Genomic DNA, 19,279 nt, shown 5'->3' on the forward strand with positions numbered 1-19,279 from the left:
CAGCGCAGCACGCAACGTCCTCTTCGAAGGACGCCGCATCGTCGCCGCCGGACGGGCGGAGACGCCAAACGCCTGTGAAGCGCCGGTAAGACGGGCATCCGTGCCCGCGCAGCGCGGTGAAGCAGGAAGCCCCCGGAAGGGTCACACGACCCAGGCCGGAATCCCTGGGCTTTAGACCAGGGAGCACGTCAAGGGGCAATCCTCAAGCCGTCCAGCGGAAGCTTCGCGTGAACGCGCCATTCACCCTTGTGCGGCCCCGTCTCGGCCTTTCCCCCCAGCAGAGCTGCCCGCTCCCGGATGCCCCGCAGCCCGCTCCCACTGCCCGGCACAGCTGTCGAATCTTCTGTCGAGTCACTGAGCGGATTGGTCACCTCCAGCTCCAGTCGGCTGTCGGCGACGTTGATCCGTACACGGACGGGGACCGTACCGGAATGACGCAGCACATTGGTGAGTGACTCCTGAAGGATGCGATACCCCTCGCGGGAGACCGCGCCCGGAACCCGCTCCAGCGGACCTGATACATCGGCGTCGATCTTCGCGCCCGACCCGCGCGCGGAGTCCAGGAGCCGGTCCGCTTCAGCGAGCGTCGGCCGCTGCCCCACCGGCGGTCCGGATTCGCGCAGTACCCGCAGAACCCGCTCCAGATCGTCGAGCGCGTCCCGGCCCGTCTCCTCGATCGCGGCCAGGGCCCGTTCGGTGAACCCGGGGTCACCCGCTGCCCGGGCCGCGCCGGCCTGCACGACTGCGACCGTCAACGCGTGCCCGATCGAGTCGTGCAGCTCACGTGCGATGCGATTGCGCTCCAGCAACTGCTCGGTGCGTTCCTCCAGAGCGGTCAGCCGCTGCACCGGCGAGGGGCCGAGAAGCCCCTTGGCGGCCTCGGTGATCAGGCGGCCGCTCAACACGACGAGTGCGAGCAGTGCCAGGAGAGGCAGGGGGACGAACAGGGTGTACCACCAGTGCGGATCGACCCCGCGAACCAGCCATTGATCGCTCGGGCCGTTGCCGCAGGCGGTGAGGACGAGATCCACCGCGGTTGCCAGCAGCCACACCGTCGCGTACCCCACGGGAATGGCGAGCAGCATTCGTGTCTCCAGCCACAACACGGTTCTCCAGCGATCGGACCAAGTGGCCGCCGAGGCCGCCGAGATAGTGGCATCAGGTCTGCCTCGCTGATCCGGCGCGAGAAGAAGTTGTGCCTGCACCCCCTCGGCCAGCCGCATACCGGGCAACAAGCCGATCGGTACAGCGAAGACCATGGGCGCCCATGGGGAAGTGGGCGAGATGAACATCCACACGCTGTAGCCCGCACCAGGGACGAGGAGATGCAGCCACCGGGTGTAGGTGACGGATGAGGCGAGCGGGCGCAGGAGGCGGAACATGCAGCCATCGTGTCAGCCACGTGGGCACGGCGGCTCCCCCGAGAGAGGGAGATGATTCCCGCCTGCGGGGGAGGCGAGAGGCCACGTGCGGCCGCGAGGCTTGGGACATGACCAGCATCGACGTCCATGAACTCACCAAGGAATTCGGTACGACCCGTGCAGTGGACAACCTCACGTTCAGTGTGCGACCCGGGCGCGTCACCGGTTTTCTCGGCCCCAACGGCGCAGGCAAGTCCACCACCATGCGACTTGTTCTCGGCCTCGACCGGCCCACCGGCGGCACGGCCACGATCGGCGGGCAGCTCTACCCCACGTTCGGCGATCCGCTGCGCCGGGTCGGCGCCTTGCTGGATGCCCAGGCCGCTCATGGCGCGCGTACCGCGCGGAACCACTTGCTGGCCCTGGCGGCCAGCAACGGCCTCGGTGCGCGCAGAGTCGAGGAGGTTCTGGAGGAGGCAGGCCTCGGCGCGGTCGGCGGAGCCCGGATCAAGACCTTCTCACTCGGCATGCGACAGCGACTGGGTATAGCGGCCGCGCTGCTGGGCGACCCGGAGGTCGTGATGCTGGACGAGCCGTCCAACGGTCTCGACCCGGAAGGCATCATCTGGATCCGGGAGCTGATGAAGCGGCTCGCTCGCGAGGGACGGACGGTCCTGGTCTCCAGCCATCTGATGAACGAGACCTCGTCGTTCGCCGACCACCTCGTGATTCTGGGCCGGGGCCGGCTCCTCGCCGACCTGCCGATGCAGGAATTCCTGGATTCCCGCAGCAGGCCGCGTGCTCGGGTGCGCACGACCGAGTCCACGCGGCTGCGGGACGCCTTGATCCGCAAGGGATACGAGCCCGCGCAGGAAGACGACGGCTGTTGGACCGTCGAGGGCGCGAAGGCCGGGGAAATCGGCGCGATAGCCGCGACCGAAGGCATTCCTGTCCTCGAACTGGCCGACGAGCAGGCCACGTTGGAACAGGCCTACCTCGACCTCACCGCCGACGCCGCGGAATTCGCATCGGCGTCGACCTCATCCGCCAACCGTCAGGAGGACTGACCATGTCGACCACCGCAGTGCTGCGCTCCGAGTGGATCAAGATGAGATCGGTCCGGTCCGTCGTGGGCTCCCTGATAGCCGTCCTCGTCGTGACCCTCGCCATCACCTTGCTCGCCTTCTCCACCGTCGGCCAGGCCGAGGCGGACAACGCCGACGCGGAGCCCGTCTTCGACGCCTTCTACGCATTGAATTTCGGCCAGATCGCCGCCATCAGCTTCGGGGCGACCGCGCTCTCCTCCGAGTTCCTCAACGGAGCCCTGCGGATATCGCTGGCCGCTGTTCCGCGCCGCAACCTCTTCTACGCTGCCAAGGTCGCCCTGGTGGGGGTGCCGGCGTTGGTCATCGGCCTCGTCACCAGCTTCAGCGCCTTCCTTGTGGGGCAGCTGTTCATGGGCAAGTACGCGATCGACCTGGGGGAGCCGGGCGCTCTGCGGGCAGCCTTCGGGGGCGGAATATATCTGGCGCTGATGGCCCTGTTCGCGGCCGGACTGACGGCGCTGCTGCGCAGCGCGGTAGCTGTGCTCAGCCTGCTCATCCCGTTCGTGCTCATAGTCTCCTTCGTGGTCGGCGACGTCGCGGGCGGAGCCGCGCAATATCTGCCCGACCGGGCAGGACAGTTGGTGCTCCACCAGAACCCCGGAGGAAGCCTGGGGCCGTGGGGTGGGCTCGCGGTGACCGCAGCTTGGGCAGCGGCCGCGCTGCTGGCCGGGTGGTGGGCGATCCGGCGCAGGGACGCATAGCCTGCTGCCCCGATTTTCGTATGGAGCAGGACGGCTGAAAGCGCTTCAAAGTCCAGGGGCGAGGGGCGGTTGTCAGTGCCGGACGGTTTACTGGCAGGCATGACCACCGCACATCACCTTCGCCTCATCGACGCGATGCGCACCTCGGACTTTCCCACGGAGCGCACCCGGTCAGGCTCGGGAGTCAGCGGGCCCGGGTATCACACGGCGTCCCTGCACGCGGACGTCGACCACTGGGACGACGACGAGGTGCGGAGACTGGCGCACCGGGCCCAGTGCCTGGCAGAGCATGACGTACTGCTGACGATGCTGGCCAGGCGCTGGGGGGAGCCGCAGACGATCAGCCTGTGGAGCGCACAGGAGCGGATGATCGCCGGCGACGAGATACCGGAGGCATGGACCGAGACGGTCGCGGGTTGCGAATATCTCCAGCTCTGGAAGATCGAGGACCGGTGGCTCGGCATCGGGCTCTACCTGGAGGAGGAAGGACCGGGGTGTGAGCTGAACGTGGTGGTGACGGAGATCGATCCGCCGTGACATGAGCGGACTGCTGTCCGCCGGACGAGCATGAAGCCGCCCGCGGGATCGGGGGATTGGGGGCGCTTGCCCGGCCCCGGCTCGGGGGAGGTGAGGTTAGGTGACCGAGGGCGTGGTGCAAGGCATGGACGGCGGCCACCGGCTTGCGGCCGCCGGTACGCAGCCATCGGGTGCTGAGCGGCGGACGCGGCGGGGCAGCTTGCGGTCCGGAGCGACGAGCCTTTGCGCACGAGCAGGTGCAGGCACCGTTACAACAGCCACCGGCGCAGGTGCAGGCGCCGCAACAACAGGCACTGCACAGAGGCGCCGGCACCGCACCGGCACAGGTGCGCGCGCAGGCACGGGCGGCAGGCGTCAAGGTATATCGGCGGGGGTGGCGGGAGCGGCGGTGTTGTGGTCGACGCGGGTAAGGAGGCGTCCGTACTCCTCGGCCATCGTCTGAGCGGTCCAGTGGGCGTTCAGGCCGCTGGGGTTGGGCAGGACCCAGACGTGGGCTCCGCCGATCGTGTGGCTCTGCGGACCGATACGGGCAGTTCGCTTGCCGAAGGCCGTGCGATACGCCGTGACCCCTACGACCGCCAGCCACTGCGGTCGCAGCTCCTCGACCTTGGCTGCCAGGATCTGCCCGCCCTCCCGGAACTCCTCGGCGGACAGCTCGTCCGCCCGGGCGGTGGCCCGGGCGACCACGTTGGTGATGCCGAGCCCGTATCGCAGCAGTTCGGCCTGCTCGGCCGGCTTCAATTGCTGAGGGGTGAAGCCGGACCGATGGAGCACCGGCCAGAACCGGTTGCCGGGATGGGCGAAGTGGTGGCCGGTTGCCCCCGTCATCAGGCTCGGGTTGATCCCGCAGAACAGCACACGCAGGCCGCCCGCGACCACATCGGGAACCGTGCTGTCGCGGGCGGCCTGGAGCTCTTCGGGCGTCATCCGACTGTGGGCGAGGCCGTCAGAGGATGGAGCCCGGCGTGTATGCGGCGGCCTCGGGGTGCTGCTTGGCGATCTCCTCGATACGGGAGATCAGCGCGGTGACCTGGTCGCCCGCCGCCCCGGTGAAGGACAGCTTGTCGGCCATCAGCGCGTCGAGCTGCGCGCGGTCCAGCGGGATGCGGTCGTCGGCGGCCAGCTTGTCGAGCAGCTCGTTGCGCTCGGCGCCCTGCTCGCGCATGGCCAGGGCCGAGGCGACCGCGTTCTCCTTGATCGCCTCGTGGGCGACCTCACGGCCGACGCCGGCGCGCACCGCGCCCATCAGCACCTTGGTCGTGGCGAGGAACGGGAGGTAGCGGTCCAGCTCACGGGCGACGACGGCCGGGAACGCGCCGAACTCGTCGAGCACCGTCAGGAAGGTCTCCAGCAGACCGTCGAACGCGAAGAAGGCGTCCGGGAGCGCCACCCGGCGGACCACGGAGCACGACACGTCGCCCTCGTTCCACTGGTCGCCCGCCAGCTCGCCCGTCATGGACGCGTAGCCGCGCAGGATCACCATCAGGCCGTTGACGCGCTCGCAGGACCGGGTGTTCATCTTGTGCGGCATCGCGGAGGAGCCGACCTGGCCCGGCTTGAAGCCCTCGGTCACCAGCTCGTGCCCGGCCATGAGACGGATCGTCTTGGCGACCGACGAGGGCGCCGCAGCCAGCTGGACCAGCGCGGTCACCACGTCGTAGTCGAGCGAGCGCGGGTAGACCTGGCCGACGGATGTGAAGGCCTGCGCGAACCCGAGGTGCGCGGCGATGCGCTGTTCGAGGTCGGCGAGCTTCCCGGCGTCGCCGCCCAGCAGGTCGAGCATGTCCTGCGCGGTTCCCACGGGGCCCTTGATGCCGCGCAGCGGGTAGCGGTCCAGCAGGTCCTCGAGGCGCCCGTACGCCACCAGGAGCTCGTCGGCCGCGGTAGCGAAGCGCTTGCCGAGCGTGGTCGCCTGCGCGGCGACATTGTGGGAGCGACCGGCCATGACCAGCTCGCGGTACTCACCCGCCAGCTTGCCGAGCCGGGCCAGGACCGCCACCGTGCGGTCGCGCACCAGTTCCAGGGAGAGCCGGATCTGCAGCTGCTCCACGTTCTCCGTGAGGTCCCGGGAGGTCATGCCCTTGTGGACCTGCTCGTGCCCGGCGAGGGCGTTGAACTCCTCGATCCGGGCCTTGACGTCATGCCGGGTGACCTTCTCGCGCTCGGCGATCGAGGCCAGGTCCACCTGGTCGATGACACGTTCGTAGTCGGCGAGCGCGGCGTCCGGCACCTCGATCCCGAGGTCCTTCTGAGCGCGCAGCACCGCCAGCCACAGTCGGCGTTCCAGCTTCACCTTCTGCTCGGGGGACCAGAGGACGGCCAGCTCCGTGGAGGCGTAGCGGCCGGCCAGGACATTGGGGATGCGAGGCTTCGCAGACACAGCAGTCACGTGTCCAGAGCTTACCTGCCGTCTTGAGCTGTTCGTGAGCGTCCACCTCCCCCATAAGGTCCAGGTCAGAGGCTCCTGGGCCACCGTCTCAGGTGCAGCGTGCGAGACGCGTGCGAGACGGGACTGCCCCGAGCCGGAGATTCCAGCACCGCCGGGCCTTGAGGCGCAGCTCTTGTGAGCGTGTGGGACGACGAAGTCCCGCCGGATGTCCGGCGGGACTTCGTGGAGCGACGGGCCGCGGCGGTGTGCGGTGGTGTGCGGCGTCCGGCGGCGGGCAGCGCCGTGGTCCCGCTCCCTCTGCCTTCGCGTGCGCGGGTTCGATCACGTGGAGCGACGAACCGGTGGCGAAACGTGTGATGCGGCCGATGTGCAGGGTTCTAACGGAGTCCGTAGTAGAGGGCGTTGTGCGCGGTGTCCGGCAGGTACAGCACATCGTTTCCGTCCGAGTCCCGCCGCACCGCGAGCCGGTCCGCGCCCACGCCCGGCGCGGCGGACTGCGCGGTCCAGGTTCCGTCCGCCGACTGCGTCGCGACGAAGACGCGGTCGGTGCCCGAGCCGGTGACGTAGTAGATCCGCTTGGTGTCCGTCTCGTCCCAGGTGATGCCGAGGGCCGCGGCGGTCTGGCCACCGGCGTACACGGTCTTGCTGACCCAGTCGCTGCCGCTCGGATACGCGTAGTACACGCGGAAGTTGCCACCGCTGTCGGCCGAGCGGTAGCGGTAGGCGATCTTCGGGGCGCAGCCGTCCAGGGTGAGTTTGGCGCTCTGTACCGCCGGGCCCGTGTAGGCGTTGTCGATGCTCCACTCCTCACCCGCGGTGAGGTCCTGGATCACGTCGGACGTGCCGGGTGTCACCGGGGTGGTGACGGACGCCCCCGCGCTGTCGGTGAAGGTGCCGGCGGACGGGTCGTAGCGCAGGTAGGAGAGCTGGTGCCGGAACCCGGTCGCCGGGGCCTTGGCCCACTCGTACAGGAGGTGCACGCGTCCGGCGGCGTCCACCGCCAGGTCGTCGGGGTACACGGAACGGTTCAGCGCGTCGGCGAAGGTGGCGACCACGCTCCAGCGTGCGGCGGCGTTGTCCCAGCGGTACAGCTTGCCGGGACGCCGGTCGGCCCCGGCGCCGACGCGGGCGGCCAGGTACAGATCGCCGTTGGGTGCGGTGGTCACGATCGGGTAGGTGATGCCCACGCCCTGGTCGGGCAGTTCGGCCGCGTGGTCCGTGATGTCCCCGCCGGGGGCTTCGGTGCGGAAGTAGCGCCAGGCGTCGGCGTGCATGGAGGCGAACACGTGCAGTCGGCCGCTGCCGTCGCGCGCGATCGACGGCTGGTTGTGGCCGTTGTCGTCGGCGAACTCGGCCTGCTGTCCGCTCTTGTCGAGCAGCGGCAGACGGCTCCAGACCCCGTCCGGGTCGCGCCGCGCGACGGCAGGGCGGTGCGTGGCGGCCGTCGAGCCGGGCTCGTTGAAGGCGAAGTACGTGTACTGACCGCGGCCCTTGTACGTGGCGGCCGGCGTCCACCAGGCGGCCTGGTTCGACGAGTCCATCGCGTACGGAACCTTCTCGATCACCGTTGTCGCGGCTGCCGTCAGGTCCGTGCTGTCGGCCTGGGCGGCCGGGACGAGCGTGAGCAGGGCAGCCAGAGCCGCAGCCGGGGCGGTGTACGCGCGTGCCGTGGGACGTCGCAAGGTGAACTCCTTCGCGGGCGTGATGGTGAGGCGAACGGGAGCAGCCCGAAGGTGGGTCCACCCCTTCCGCTGCGGCGGAAACTTACAGCAGATCCCAGATCGTGAATAGGGATTGCGTAATACGGATACGAGATACGTGTGAGGGATGACGTGTGCAGCATGGCGAGGGGCCCGGTGAAGGCTGTTCCGCCTTCACCGGGCCCCGGTCTGCCGTGCGTCGGCTCAGCGCTTGATGAGGTCGGTGACTTCCTCCGCGGCCTTCTTCATCGCTTCCTTCGGCTTCGACTTGCCGACCAGCACGGCCTGCACCTGCTTGGCCACGGCCTCCTCGATCTGGGCGTTCCGCGCGAACTGCCAGAACGGGCTGCCGGTCGCCGTATCGGTGATCTTCTCGGTCCACTCGGTGGTGAAGGTGTCCTGCGCGACCTTCGGGTCGGCCAGGCCCGCCGTAGTGGACGGCGGCAGGGCGCGGGCAGCGAAGTACTCGGTGGTGGTGGCGCGGTCGGAGGTGGTGTGCAGCGCGAACTCCGTCGCCGCGTCCTGCCCCTTGCCCTTGACGACCGCGATCACACCGCCCCACAGCAGCGCCTGCGGGGTGTCACCGGCGCGCAGCACCGGCCGCTTCATCGGCTGCATCGCGTCGGCCAGCGTCTTGTCCTTGGACTGGGCCGCGGTCACGCCCTTGCCGATGATGGCGTCGTCGTAGAAGGCGGCCTTGCCCTGCCCGAACAGGGCGCGCGCGTCGAAGCGGTCCACGTCCGCGGCGATCAGCTTCTCGTCGTGCAGCTTCTTGTACCAGGTGACCGCGTCGATGGAGGCGTCGTCGCCGATGGTCACCTTGTTTTCCTCCAGGAGCGTGCAGCCGAAGGTCTGCATCCACGGGAAGATGTCCTTGAGCTGCGCGACCTTGGTGGCTGCGGCGTAGGGCACGACACCGCCGCCGAGCCCCTTCAGCTCCCGCAGCGCGTCCTCGAACTCCTCGACGGTGGTGGGGTGCTTCTTGATGCCTGCCTTCTCCAGGAGCTTGGAGTTGGCGATCACGCCGATCGAGCCGGTGTTCCACGGCAGGCCGTACTGCTTGCCGTCGTACATGCCGCTGTCCAGCGCCACGTTCGTGTAGCCGCCCTTCATGGCCGCGGAACCGAGGTCGGCGAGCTTGCCCATCTGCGCCACCGCGGCGAGCCAGGCGATGTCGAGGTGCACCGCGCCGGTCGTCTCCCCGCCGCCGAGCTTGAGGGTGAGCTGGCTCAGGTACTCGTTGTACGGGTACGAGACCGCGCGGATCTTGGAGTTCTCGGACTTCTCCCACGCCGCGATGATCTTCTCGATCGAGGGCTTGGCGGCCTCCTCGTTGAGCGACCAGGAGGTGAAGTCGAAGTCCTTGGACTTCGTGTCGCCTCCGTTGGAGGAGGTGCTGGCGCCCGACGGTGCGCAGGCGCCCAGCACACCGGCGCCGGCCACACCGAGAGCGCCGATGCCGAACATGCGCAGCGCGCCGCGCCGGCTGATGCCAGAGGTGGTCATGATGTCTCCATGGGGGAGTGGGTGGGAGAGGACGTGCGTGGGGGAGGAGCGGGCGGTTCCCGAGGGCTCAGCTCTTGACGGAACCGGCGGTCATCCCGCCGACGAGGTAGCGCTGGAGGAACATGAAGGCGACGACCACCGGCACGGACACCACCAGCGAGGCGGCCATCAGTTCGGGCCAGGCGGTCTGGAACTCACCGATGTAGGTGGAGACGAGACCGGGCGGCAGGGTCTGCTTCTCCTTGTCGGCCAGCGTCACCGCGAAGATGAAGTCGTTCCAGCCGCGGACGAACGCGAACAGGCCGGCGGCGATCATCCCGGGTGCGGCCAGCGGCGCCACGATGGAGTGCAGCGTCCGCCACCGGGAAGCGCCGTCGATGGATGCGGCCTCCAGCAGGGCGTCCGGGATGGTGTCGAAGATGCCCTTCAGCATCCAGACGCACAACGGCATCGTGAACGTGGTGAAGGACAGCACCAGGGCGGTGTACGTGTTCAGCAGGCCGAAGCTGGAGAACACGGCGTACAGCGTCACCAGCAGGAGCGCCTGGGGGAACATCTGGGAGGCCAGCACCAGGTGCATCAGCGAGCGTCGCCCGCGGTAGCGGAACTTGGAGAACGAATACCCCATGTACGTGGCGACGACCACGCTCAGCACGGCGGTGATCGAAGCCACGATGAGTGAGTTGACCAGGTACGTGATCAGCTGGTCGTTCTCGGCGAGGGCCGTGAAGTTGCTGAAGGTGATGTCGGTCGGTATGAGCTTCGGCGGGAACTGGAAGGTCTGCTCGGGGCTGCTCAGGGCGGTGGCCAGCAGCCAGTAGACCGGCAGCATGCCGAAGGCGCCGATCACCAGGACGGCGGTCCAGGCGACGATCCGCGAGCGCAGCAGGTCCTTGCGCATCCGGCGCCGCCTGGCGTGCCTCGCGGGTGGGGCGGATGTCCTCAGCCGGTCGGTGCCGGACAGCGGGGTGGAGGTCGTGGTGGTCATCGGGCGTCGCCCTTCCGCTCGGTGATCCTGAGGTAGACGGCGACGAGGACGAGCAGAAGCAGCATCCACAGGCCGCCCAGCGCGGTCGCCCGGCCGATGTCGAAGCCCTTGAAGGCGGTCTGGTACACGGCGGTCGCGAAGGTCTCGGTGGCGCCGGCCGGGCCGCCGCCGGTGAGTACGTAGATGGTGTCGAAATGCTGGAAGTTCCAGATGAACTCGAGCAGCAGCACGATCGAGGCGACACCGCGGACCTGCGGCCAGGTCACGGCGAAGAAGCGGCGGATCGAGCCCGCCCCGTCCATCGAGGCCGCCTCGTGCAGTTCCTTGGGCACGGTCTGCAGACCGGCCAGGAGCATCACCATCATCCAGGGGAAGCTCGCCCAGGTCTTGGTGACGATGACGGCGAGCATGGCGGTGCCGGGCTGGCCGAGCCAGGAGACGGACTCCTCGATGATCCCCGCCTTCATGAGGATGCCGTTCAGCACGCCGTAGTTCGCGTTGAAGATCCACATCCACAGGAAGGAGACCACCACGCCCGGGATCACCCACGGGAAGAGGAACAGTCCGCGCAGGAAGCCGCTGCCCTTCAGGCCCGAGTTCAGCGCGAGCGCGAGCGCGAAGCCGACCACGAAGGGGACGATCGTCGCTCCGACGGTGAAGACCAGTGTCTGCTTGAGGATCGTGAGGAAGTCGCCGTCCAGCCAGTAGGTGAAGTTGTCCAGGCCGACGAACTCGCGGCCCGGCAGCCGCAGGTCCTGCTTGAAGAAGCCGGTGAACAGCGCCGACACCAGCGGGTAGATGATGATCGTCGCGAACAGGGCGAGCCCCGGTGCGGTCAGCAGCAGTGCGAACGCGCCGTTGGAGAGCCGTCCGCCGGTCCGCTCACGGTGTGGAGCGGCCTTCTGTGGAGGTGCGGCCGTACTCATGGGTGTGTCCTCTCGAACGGGGCGGGAGCGTTGGTGCAGGGCGTGGCACGCGGGGCCGTGCGGGGGCAGGCGGATGCGACGCGGCCGGGTGTGAGCGATGAGCCGCCCCGTCCCTTGCTTCGGCCAAGGCCCTGTGTGAATGCCATGCATGCTCCGTTGAACGCAAGTTGCAGCATGCGGGATCGTTCTCCATATCGTGCGACGGCGTCAACCCTCTAGGTCGGTGAATCGCCGGTTCTATGCAAAACCGGCGAAGTCGCCGCACGTGCCATGAGCTTCGCTGATGGCCCACGGCGGCGATGTCGTCGGCTGCGCTGGAAACCTACAACAAATCCCACTGGTCGAACAGTGGTTGCACAATATGCATGTGATGTACGTTCAAGGCGCTCCGCTGCGGCGGAGAGCATCCGAGCATCACATCAAGGAGGCCGCTCCGTGCGGGAAGAAGAGGTCCATTACGACATCGCCGTCATCGGCGGCGGCCTGGCGGGGACCTGTGCGGCCATTGCCGCGGCCCGCCTCGGCCGACGCGTCGCCCTGGTCAACAACCGGCCCGTCCTCGGCGGCAACGCCAGCAGCGAGGTCCGGGTCTGGGTCTGCGGTGCCACGGCCCACGGCGTGCAACGCTGGGCCCGCGAGACCGGCATCATGGGCGAGCTGTACACCGAGAACCAGTACCGCAACCCCGAGGGCAACCCGTACTACTGGGACCAGGTGGTCCTCGACGCCGTCCGGGCCGAACCGGGCATCGACCTGTACCTCAACACCGATGTACGGGAGGTCGCCGCCAGCGGCCCGGAGGACGCACGCGAGGTGCACTCCTGCACAGGCTGGATGATGGGCTCCGAGCGGCGTATCACCTTTCACGCCCGGCAGTTCCTCGACTGCACCGGCGACGGCCTGCTCGGCCACCTCGCCGGTGCGCGCTACCGCATCGGCCGCGAGGGGCGCGACGAGTTCGACGAGCCCTGGGCGCCCGACGACGCGGACGAGGCGCTGCTCGGCTCGACGATCCTGTTCCACACCAAGGACATGGGCCACCCGGTCAAGTTCGTGCCGCCCGCCCACGCCAAGGACCTCACCACCACGCCCATCCTGCGCAACCGTGTCCTGCGCACCGGCGACAACGGTTGCGACTACTGGTGGATCGAGTGGGGCGGCGAGCTGGACACCGTCCACGACAACGAGCGCATCCGAGACGAACTCCAGGCCGTGATCATGGGCATCTGGGACCACATCAAGAACTCCGGCGAATTCCCGGACGCCGAGAACCTGACGCTGGAGTGGGTCGGCAGCCTCCCCGGCAAGCGTGAGTACCGCCGCTTCCTCGGCGACCACGTACTGACCCAGCAGGACATCCTGGAGCAGCGGCAGTTCGAGGACCGGATCGCGTTCGGCGGCTGGTCCGTGGACCTCCATCCGGTGCAGGGCATGTACGCCGACGAGCCCGGCGCCCGCCAGCGCTATGCGGACGGCATCTTCCACATCCCGCTGCGCTCCCTGTACTCGGCGAACGTCACGAACCTCCTGTTCGCCGGGCGCAACATCTCCGCCACCCACGTCGCCTTCGGCGCCACCCGTGTCATGGCGACCTGCGCCACGCTCGGCGAGGCCGCGGGCACGGCCGCCGCGCTGTGCGTCGCTGAGAACATCGGCCCGCGCGAACTCGCCGCCGAACACCCCGAGCTGGTGCGGCGGGCCCTGCTACGGCAGGACGCCTCGGTCATCGGCCTGTCCGACGACGACCCCGACAACCTGGCGCGCACAGCCCGCGTCAGTGCATCCTCGCACCTGAGCCGGCTGGCCGCAGAGCCCACGACGGCCGCGCCCGGAGAGCGGTACCCGCTCACCCGTGACCTCGCGCTGCTGCTGCCGGTGGACCCGGCACTCGACACGGTCGACCTGCTCGTCCACGGTGCCCCGGGCGAGCGGAGAAGCGAACTCACCGTGGAACTGTGGAGCACCGGCCGCCCCGAGAACGCGGTCCCCGTCGACCACGTGCTCAGCACCACGTTGACCGTACCGGCCGACGGCCCCCACTGGGTCACGGCCCGATTCGACCACCGCCCGGACACCCCGCAGAACGTCGTACTGATCGTGCGCGCCTGCCCGGACACGGCACTGGTCCTCGTCCCGGAGCGCACCGACGGCGTTCTCGCACTGCGCAGCAGGGTCGAAGGAGACGCGGCCGTCGACCACGACATACCGGAAGAGGAAGGCCAACTGGTCCTGGAGTGGCAGGCCCGCGGCCTGCGGCGCCGGACCTTCGCCTTCCGCGCGACCCCGGACACCGCCGCGTTCCTGCCCGAGCGGGCCGTCGGCGGCTTCCAGCGCGCCTACGGAGGGCCGCAGATGTGGTCGTCCGAGCTGCTGCCCGACCCGGACCGGGCCGCGCAGTGGCTGTGCCTCGACTGGGACGAGGGGCAGCAGCTCACCGAAGCACGCGTGGTGTTCGACGACGACGTCGACGAGTACCTGAACAACCTGCACCGCCACCGGACCTTGTTCGAGGTCATGCCGGAACTGGTCCGCGATTACCGCATCCAGAGCCGCGAGCCCGACGGCACCTGGCACACGCTGCTGACCGTGGCGGGCAACCGCCGCCGCCACCGCGTGCACGAGCTGAAGGGTGCGGACGGCGGGCCGGTGCGCACCGATGCGCTGCGGCTCGTGGTGGACGCGACGCACGGGGCGCGGCACGCGCACGTGATCGCGTTCAAGGCGTACGGCGCGTAGCCACGCAGGGGGAAGGGGCCCGGTGAAGGTCGTTCGACCTTCACCGGGCCCCTTCGTTTGTGTGATTCAGAGGGCGCCGAGTGCTTGGCTGATGGCGTCGGCGGCTTCGATGACCTCGCGGGTGAGAGCGCGGCGCTGCCCTTCGGATTCGGTGTGGTTGCCGAGGAGGGAGGTGGGGCCCCACAGGGAGATGGCGGCGACGACGTCCCCCGAGGCGTCGCGGACGGGGGCGGCGAGGGAAGCGCGGCCCAGGGCGCGTTCTTCGGCTTCGATGGCGTAGCCGGTGCGGCGCACGGTGTCGATCTCGGTGTCGAGGAGGTCGTGGCTGGTGGTCGTGTACTCGGTGTGCGCCACGAGCGGTTCGGGCAGCAGCTTGCGGCGCTCCTTGGGCGTGAGGCCGGTGAGGAGGCATTTGCCGATGCTGGTGGCGTGCAGCGGGGCGGTGTGTCCGGCCTGTGTGTAGGACTTGGGGGCGCGGGTTCCCTCGAAATTGCACAGGAACATCAGCTCGGTCCCGCGGCGGACGGCGACGTTGGCCCCGAGCCCGGTGCGGGTGGCGAGGTCCTGGAGGACCATGCGGGCGGCACGGTGGACGGGGTGACGATTGGTGGCGGTGGCGGCGAGCGGGAGGATGCCGAGGCTGAGCCGGTAGAGGTTGCTGACGGGGTCGCGTTCGACCATGTCGAGGCGCTCGAGGGTGGACAGAAGCCGGGAGGTGGTGGAGGAGCCCAGTCCGGTGAGTTCGGCGACGTCGGAGACGCGCAGTTCCGGACGGCCGGAGTCGAGTGCGCGCAGCACCGAGACCGCTCGTTCGACGCTCTGGTTCGTCCCGGCGTCGGTTGCCCGCGTTGCCATGACCCTCCTCATTTTGCAAACGGCTTGCACAATCTGCATCAGCATATCGCGTCGATCCGAGCGCCGTTCTTGAAATCCGTCAGCTCGTGGCCGGAATGTATGCGGGTGGTTCACCGTGCGGCGCGCGGTGCTCGTGGCGCAACCACCCCGCCATGAACGGTCTGCCGGATGTCGTCCTGGCCGCCGGGCGGGGCACGCCGACGCCGCCTTCGCCGAGGCCGGGCAACGCAGCCTTCACGGAGGCCAGGTACGGCCATGTGGAAGTCGAAGAGCTGCGGACGGCCGCGACCCCGTGGGACGTTCCCACGGGGCCGCGGCCGGCAGGGAGAATCTGCGAGAGACGATCAGTGGTTGATCTGCAGAAGGCGCTCCGGCCCGGGGCTGTCCGTGCCGGCCGGTGCCGGGGACCGGTGCGAGAGGTGCTACGGGAGCGGGTCCGGGTCGACCCGGCGCCATGTCGCCACGGGGCCGGGAGCGTGGGTCTCCTCGGGGGTGACCCAGAAGGCCCTCCCCAGCTCGGCGCTGTACTGGGCGCCGGAGCGTCCGTCTCCGGAGGAGCGGCCGGTCAGCCGTCGGCCTATCCACGGCATCAGGTGCTCGCGGGCGAAGCGGAGGTCCTCGACGCGTCGCCGGGCCCACTTGGGCGGTACGGCGGTCGGCAGCGGTGAACGCCAGTCGTTCTCCGCGGGCAGTCCCAGCGTCTGCCAGACCGCCTCGGCCACCCTGCGGTGGCCGTCGGCCGTCAGATGCAGCCGGTCGACGTCCCACAACCGGGGATCGCCCAGGACCGGTGCCCCGTACAGGTCGACGATCACCGCGTCGTGCCGGGCCGCCAAGTCGTCGACCAGGGAGAACAGCTCCTCCATCCGCGGACGGAAACGCTCCATCACCGGGCCGTTGCGCCCCGGGCTTCGCATCAGCACGAGCTTCTCGCACGAGGGTGCGAGCCGTTCCACGGCCTCTTCGAGCCGTCCGCGGACCATGCCCATGTCGCACTTGGGCCGCAGCGCGTCATTGAGTCCGCCGACGAGCGTGACGACATCGGCCCGCATGGCGGCGGCCACACCGACCTGCTCGTCGACGATCTGGCCGATCAGCTTGCCCCGTACGGCGAGGTTCGCGTATCGGAAGCCCGGCGTACGGACGGCCAGCCGCCCCGCGAGGACATCGGCCCAGCCGCGGTACGAACCGTCGGGCAGCAGGTCCGACATGCCCTCGGTGAACGAGTCGCCTACCGCGACGAGACTGTTGTAGGAGGCAATTGTTTCCATGGCGATGCGATCGTATCGCGGTGGGTCCGGCCTCTTCCGGAGTCCGGCCCCGGGGGCGCGGCCGGATGCCGTGCCGCGCCCCCGCGCCCCTCACCGTGCCTTCGAGCGCCCCACCAGTTCGCGGAGCACGTCCTCCATCGTGACCATTCCGGCCAGCCGGTCGTCCGCGTCGAGAACCGCCGCCAGGTGCGTACGGCTGCGCCGCAGCGCGGTCAGGACGTCGTCGAGCGGTGTGTCGGCCCGGACCCGGGCGATGGGGCGCATCGCCGTCACCGGGAAGGGGACATCGCGCGGGGTGGCGTCGAGAGCGTCCTTGACATGGAGGTAGCCCAGGATGCGTTGCTCGTCGTCCATCACGGGAAAGCGCGAGAATCCGGTCCGGTACGAGAGCTGTTCCAGTTGCTCCGGCGTGGTCCCGATCCTGGCGTACGTGACCCGGTCCACCGGCATCGCCACTTCCCGCACCGGGCGACGACCCAGCTCAAGGGCGTGGCGCAGCCGCTCGGCGGAGCGGTCGTCGACCAGTCCGGCGTCGCCCGCGTCCGTCACCAGCCGCGCCAGTTCGTCGTCGGAGAACGTGGCGGTCACCTCGCCCTTCGCCTCGACCCGAAGGATCTTGAGCAGGGCGTTGGCGAAGGCGTTGATCGCGAAGATCACCGGGCGCAGGGCCCTGGCGAGGGCCACCAGCGGTGGCCCGAGCAGCAGCGCGGCACGTACCGGCTCGGCCAGCGCGATGTTCTTCGGCACCATCTCACCGAGGAGCATGTGGAGATACGTCGCCACGGACAGCGCAATCACGAACGAGATCGGATGGATCAGTTCGTGCGGCACACCCACCGCGTCGAAGACGGGTTCCAGCAGATGCGCGAAGGCCGGCTCGGCGACGATACCGAGCACCAGGGTGCACAGGGTGATGCCGAGCTGGGCTGCCGCGAGCAGCGCCGATACGTGTTCGAGGCCCCAGACGACGCTCCGCGCCCGCCTGTTCCCGGCCTCGGCCGCCGGCTCGATCTGGCTGCGGCGTACGGAGATCAGCGCGAACTCCGCCCCGACGAAGAAGGCGTTGACGACCAGGGTCATCAGTCCGATGAAGAGCTGGACGGCGATCACCGTGCGTCCTCCGTCTGCTCGTCGTCACCGGGCAGCGGCGCGTGCAGCAGGGCCCGTGCGGCGCGGCGTCCGGACGCGTCGACCACGTCGATCCGCCAGTCCGCCAGCTCGACCGTGTCACCCACGGCGGGGATCCGGCCGACCTCGGTGGCGATGAGCCCGGCGAGTGTCTCGTACGGTCCGTCCGGCACCCGCAGTCCGATCGTCTTCAGCCGGTCGATGCGTGCAGCGCCGTCGGCCGACCACAGGGCCCGTCCGTCGGTGTCCTCGCCGGCCGGTGCGAGGTCCGCGGTCTCGTGCGGGTCGTGCTCGTCGCGCACCTCACCGACCACCTCCTCGACGATGTCCTCCAGCGTCACGACGCCCGCCGTGCCGCCGTACTCGTCGATGACGACGGCCATCGCGAGTTTGCCGGACAGCTGGTCCAGCAGCCGGTCCACCGTGAGGGTCTCGGGCACGAGCAGGGGTTCGCGCAGCATCTCCGAGACGCGTGTACGGGACCGCTGCTCGGCGGGGATCGCCAGCACGTCCTTGATGTGCGCAACACCGACGACGGTGTCCAGGCTGCCTCGGTAGACGGGGAAACGGGACAGGCCCGTCGCCCGGGTGGCGTTCGCGATGTCCTCGGCCGTCGCCTGCACCTCCAGCGCGGTGACCTGGACCCGAGGAGTCATCACGTTCTCCGCCGTCAGTTCCGCCAGGTTCAGCGTGCGGACGAACAGCTCCGCCGTGTCCGCTTCCAGTGCCCCTTCCTTCGCGCTGTGCCGGGCCAGCGCAGCCAGCTCCTGCGGGCTGCGCGCGGAGGCCAGCTCCTCGGCCGGTTCCAGGCCGAGGCGGCGCACGGTCCGGTTGGCGGTGTTGTTGAGATGGCTGATGAAGGGCCGGAACACGGCGGTGAAGGCCCGCTGAGGTGCGGCCACGGTCTTCGCCACGGCGAGCGGGGAGGAGATCGCCCAGTTCTTGGGGACGAGCTCACCGACGATCATCAGGAACACGGTGGAAAGCGCCGTTCCCAGCACGAGGGCCACCGAGGACGCGACGCCGGGGGACAGGCCCACCGCCTCCACCGGACCGCGGATCAGTTTCGCGATGGACGGTTCGGAGAGCATGCCGACCACGAGGTTGGTGACGGTGATGCCGAGCTGAGCGCCGGAGAGCTGGAAGGTGAGGCTGCGTACGGCCTTCATGGCGCTCGCCGCACCCCGCTCACCCCGCTCGACGGCGCGTTCGAGCTGGCCGCGCTCGACCGTCGTGAGAGAGAACTCGGCCGCGACGAAGCCGCCGCAGGCCAGCGAGAGCAGCACTGCCACGAGCAGGAGGAGCACTTCGGTCATCGGTTCACCTCCGTCCCATGATCGGGCAGGGGCAGGAGGATTGCTCGGTGCCGAGGATGTCGACTACTCGGAGGCTCGCCCATGGGCGGACGCTCACACCTTTCGGAAGGATCGGACAGGAGGAGACCCATAGTAAAGGATCGGCAAAGTGGCCCGGTCTCCCGGTGGATCTCTCAGTCCGTGAGCGGCTTGACCCAGCGCCGCCAGTGATCCTCGCGTTGGTAGCCGCCCGCGGCCCATGTGTGGTGCGCCCGTTCGTTGGCTTCCAGGACCATGGCGTCGACCCGTCGCCCGCCCAGGTCGAGGAATCGCTGTTCCGCCGCCTCCATCAAGGCGGTGGCGATACCTTGCCGACGACAGTCGGGGTGCACGGCCAGCCGGTAGACGGAGCAGCGCCAGCCGTCGAATCCCGCTATGACGCTTCCCACGAGGCGGCCGTCGCGGTCCGCCAGCAGCAGGGCTCCGGGGTCCCGGGAGATGAGCCGGGCCACCCCGTCGTGGTCGTCGCTGATGCTCGTTCCTTCGGCGGCTTCGTGCCAGAACCGCAGTACGGCGTCGATGTGGGTCAGGTCGGCGCAGCGGATGTGGAGATCACTCATGGGGTGAGCCAAGCAGAGCGCTGATCCGTTGAGCGAACGATTTCGGCACCGGACAGTGGCTCGGTGATTCCGTGAATTCGTGAATCCGTGTGTCAGTAGGCGGAGTTGACGTTGTCGATGGATCCGTAGCGGTCGGCGGCGTAGTTGGCGGCCGCGGTGA

The 19,279-nt window shown here is 69.1% G+C and carries 16 protein-coding genes and 1 pseudogene; 4 read left to right on the top strand and 13 right to left on the bottom strand.

Going from position 1 to position 19,279, the window contains the following annotated elements; genetic code table 11:
- Positions 1–188: 188 nt before the first annotated feature.
- Positions 189–1,382, bottom strand: coding sequence for a sensor histidine kinase (locus IE107_RS33480; protein ID WP_189548118.1), 1,194 nt, complete (start codon positions 1,380–1,382; stop codon positions 189–191).
- Between the two features lie 107 nt (positions 1,383–1,489).
- On the opposite strand from IE107_RS33480, the gene IE107_RS33485 reads away from it, so the two are divergent.
- The 3 genes from IE107_RS33485 (at position 1,490) to IE107_RS33495 (ending at position 3,705) form a co-directional block, all read left to right on the top strand.
- Positions 1,490–2,428, top strand: a complete 939-nt coding sequence (locus IE107_RS33485) for an ATP-binding cassette domain-containing protein (protein ID WP_189548119.1) — start codon at positions 1,490–1,492, stop codon at positions 2,426–2,428.
- Between the two features lie 2 nt (positions 2,429–2,430).
- Positions 2,431–3,168, top strand: a complete 738-nt coding sequence (locus IE107_RS33490) for an ABC transporter permease (RefSeq protein ID WP_189548120.1) — start codon at positions 2,431–2,433, stop codon at positions 3,166–3,168.
- A gap of 99 nt (positions 3,169–3,267) precedes the next feature.
- Entirely contained in the window at positions 3,268–3,705 is a 438-nt protein-coding gene (locus tag IE107_RS33495) for a hypothetical protein (RefSeq protein WP_189548121.1), read from the top strand.
- Between the two features lie 354 nt (positions 3,706–4,059).
- On the opposite strand, the gene mug is transcribed toward IE107_RS33495, so the two are convergent.
- From mug to IE107_RS33525, 6 genes are all read right to left on the bottom strand, one after another.
- A complete protein-coding gene (mug, locus tag IE107_RS33500) occupies positions 4,060–4,632 on the bottom strand; it encodes a G/U mismatch-specific DNA glycosylase (protein ID WP_189548122.1) in 573 nt (190 codons plus the stop codon).
- A gap of 19 nt (positions 4,633–4,651) precedes the next feature.
- Positions 4,652–6,094, bottom strand: a complete 1,443-nt coding sequence (purB, locus tag IE107_RS33505) for an adenylosuccinate lyase (protein ID WP_189548123.1) — start codon at positions 6,092–6,094, stop codon at positions 4,652–4,654.
- Between the two features lie 377 nt (positions 6,095–6,471).
- Entirely contained in the window at positions 6,472–7,776 is a 1,305-nt protein-coding gene (locus IE107_RS33510; RefSeq protein WP_189548124.1) for a BNR-4 repeat-containing protein, read from the bottom strand.
- A 222-nt stretch (positions 7,777–7,998) separates the two neighbouring features.
- Positions 7,999–9,300 carry a sugar ABC transporter substrate-binding protein gene (locus IE107_RS33515; RefSeq protein ID WP_189548125.1) on the bottom strand — a complete coding sequence of 434 codons (1,302 nt, stop codon included), beginning with the start codon at positions 9,298–9,300 and terminating at the stop codon, positions 7,999–8,001.
- Positions 9,301–9,367: 67 nt separating this feature from the next.
- On the bottom strand, positions 9,368–10,288 hold the full coding sequence (locus tag IE107_RS33520; RefSeq protein ID WP_189548126.1) for a carbohydrate ABC transporter permease: 921 nt from the start codon (positions 10,286–10,288) through the stop codon (positions 9,368–9,370).
- A complete protein-coding gene (locus tag IE107_RS33525) occupies positions 10,285–11,214 on the bottom strand; it encodes a carbohydrate ABC transporter permease (protein ID WP_189548127.1) in 930 nt (309 codons plus the stop codon). Before IE107_RS33525 ends, IE107_RS33520 begins: the two co-directional genes overlap by 4 nt.
- Before the next feature lie 435 nt (positions 11,215–11,649).
- Here IE107_RS33525 and IE107_RS33530 point away from each other — a divergent pair, with 435 nt between their 5' ends.
- Positions 11,650–13,950 (top strand): FAD-dependent oxidoreductase, encoded by a 2,301-nt coding sequence (locus tag IE107_RS33530; protein WP_189548128.1) that lies wholly within the window; start codon positions 11,650–11,652, stop codon positions 13,948–13,950.
- A gap of 66 nt (positions 13,951–14,016) precedes the next feature.
- On the opposite strand, the gene IE107_RS33535 is transcribed toward IE107_RS33530, so the two are convergent.
- The 6 genes and pseudogenes from IE107_RS33535 to IE107_RS36315 all read right to left on the bottom strand — a co-directional run.
- Positions 14,017–14,805: an IclR family transcriptional regulator gene (locus IE107_RS33535; RefSeq protein WP_189548129.1), complete on the bottom strand. Its 789-nt coding sequence runs from the start codon at positions 14,803–14,805 to the stop codon at positions 14,017–14,019.
- Positions 14,806–15,227: 422 nt separating this feature from the next.
- Positions 15,228–16,076 (bottom strand): SGNH/GDSL hydrolase family protein, encoded by an 849-nt coding sequence (locus tag IE107_RS33540; protein WP_189548130.1) that lies wholly within the window; start codon positions 16,074–16,076, stop codon positions 15,228–15,230.
- 90 nt (positions 16,077–16,166) lie between these two features.
- Positions 16,167–17,186, bottom strand: coding sequence for a hemolysin family protein (locus IE107_RS33545; RefSeq protein ID WP_189548131.1), 1,020 nt, complete (start codon positions 17,184–17,186; stop codon positions 16,167–16,169).
- Positions 17,183–18,520, bottom strand: coding sequence for a hemolysin family protein (locus IE107_RS33550; protein WP_189548132.1), 1,338 nt, complete (start codon positions 18,518–18,520; stop codon positions 17,183–17,185). The genes IE107_RS33545 and IE107_RS33550 overlap by 4 nt, the downstream gene beginning before the upstream one ends.
- A 173-nt stretch (positions 18,521–18,693) precedes the next feature.
- The gene (locus tag IE107_RS33555) at positions 18,694–19,119 is read right to left on the bottom strand and encodes a GNAT family N-acetyltransferase (protein ID WP_189548133.1); all 426 of its coding nucleotides are present in this window, start codon (positions 19,117–19,119) and stop codon (positions 18,694–18,696) included.
- Positions 19,120–19,211: 92 nt separating this feature from the next.
- A pseudogene (locus IE107_RS36315) lies at positions 19,212–19,279 on the bottom strand (transglycosylase SLT domain-containing protein); the annotation flags it as partial.

This window comes from Streptomyces gelaticus (assembly GCF_014649535.1).
Classification (GTDB): Bacteria; Actinomycetota; Actinomycetes; order Streptomycetales; family Streptomycetaceae; genus Streptomyces; species Streptomyces gelaticus.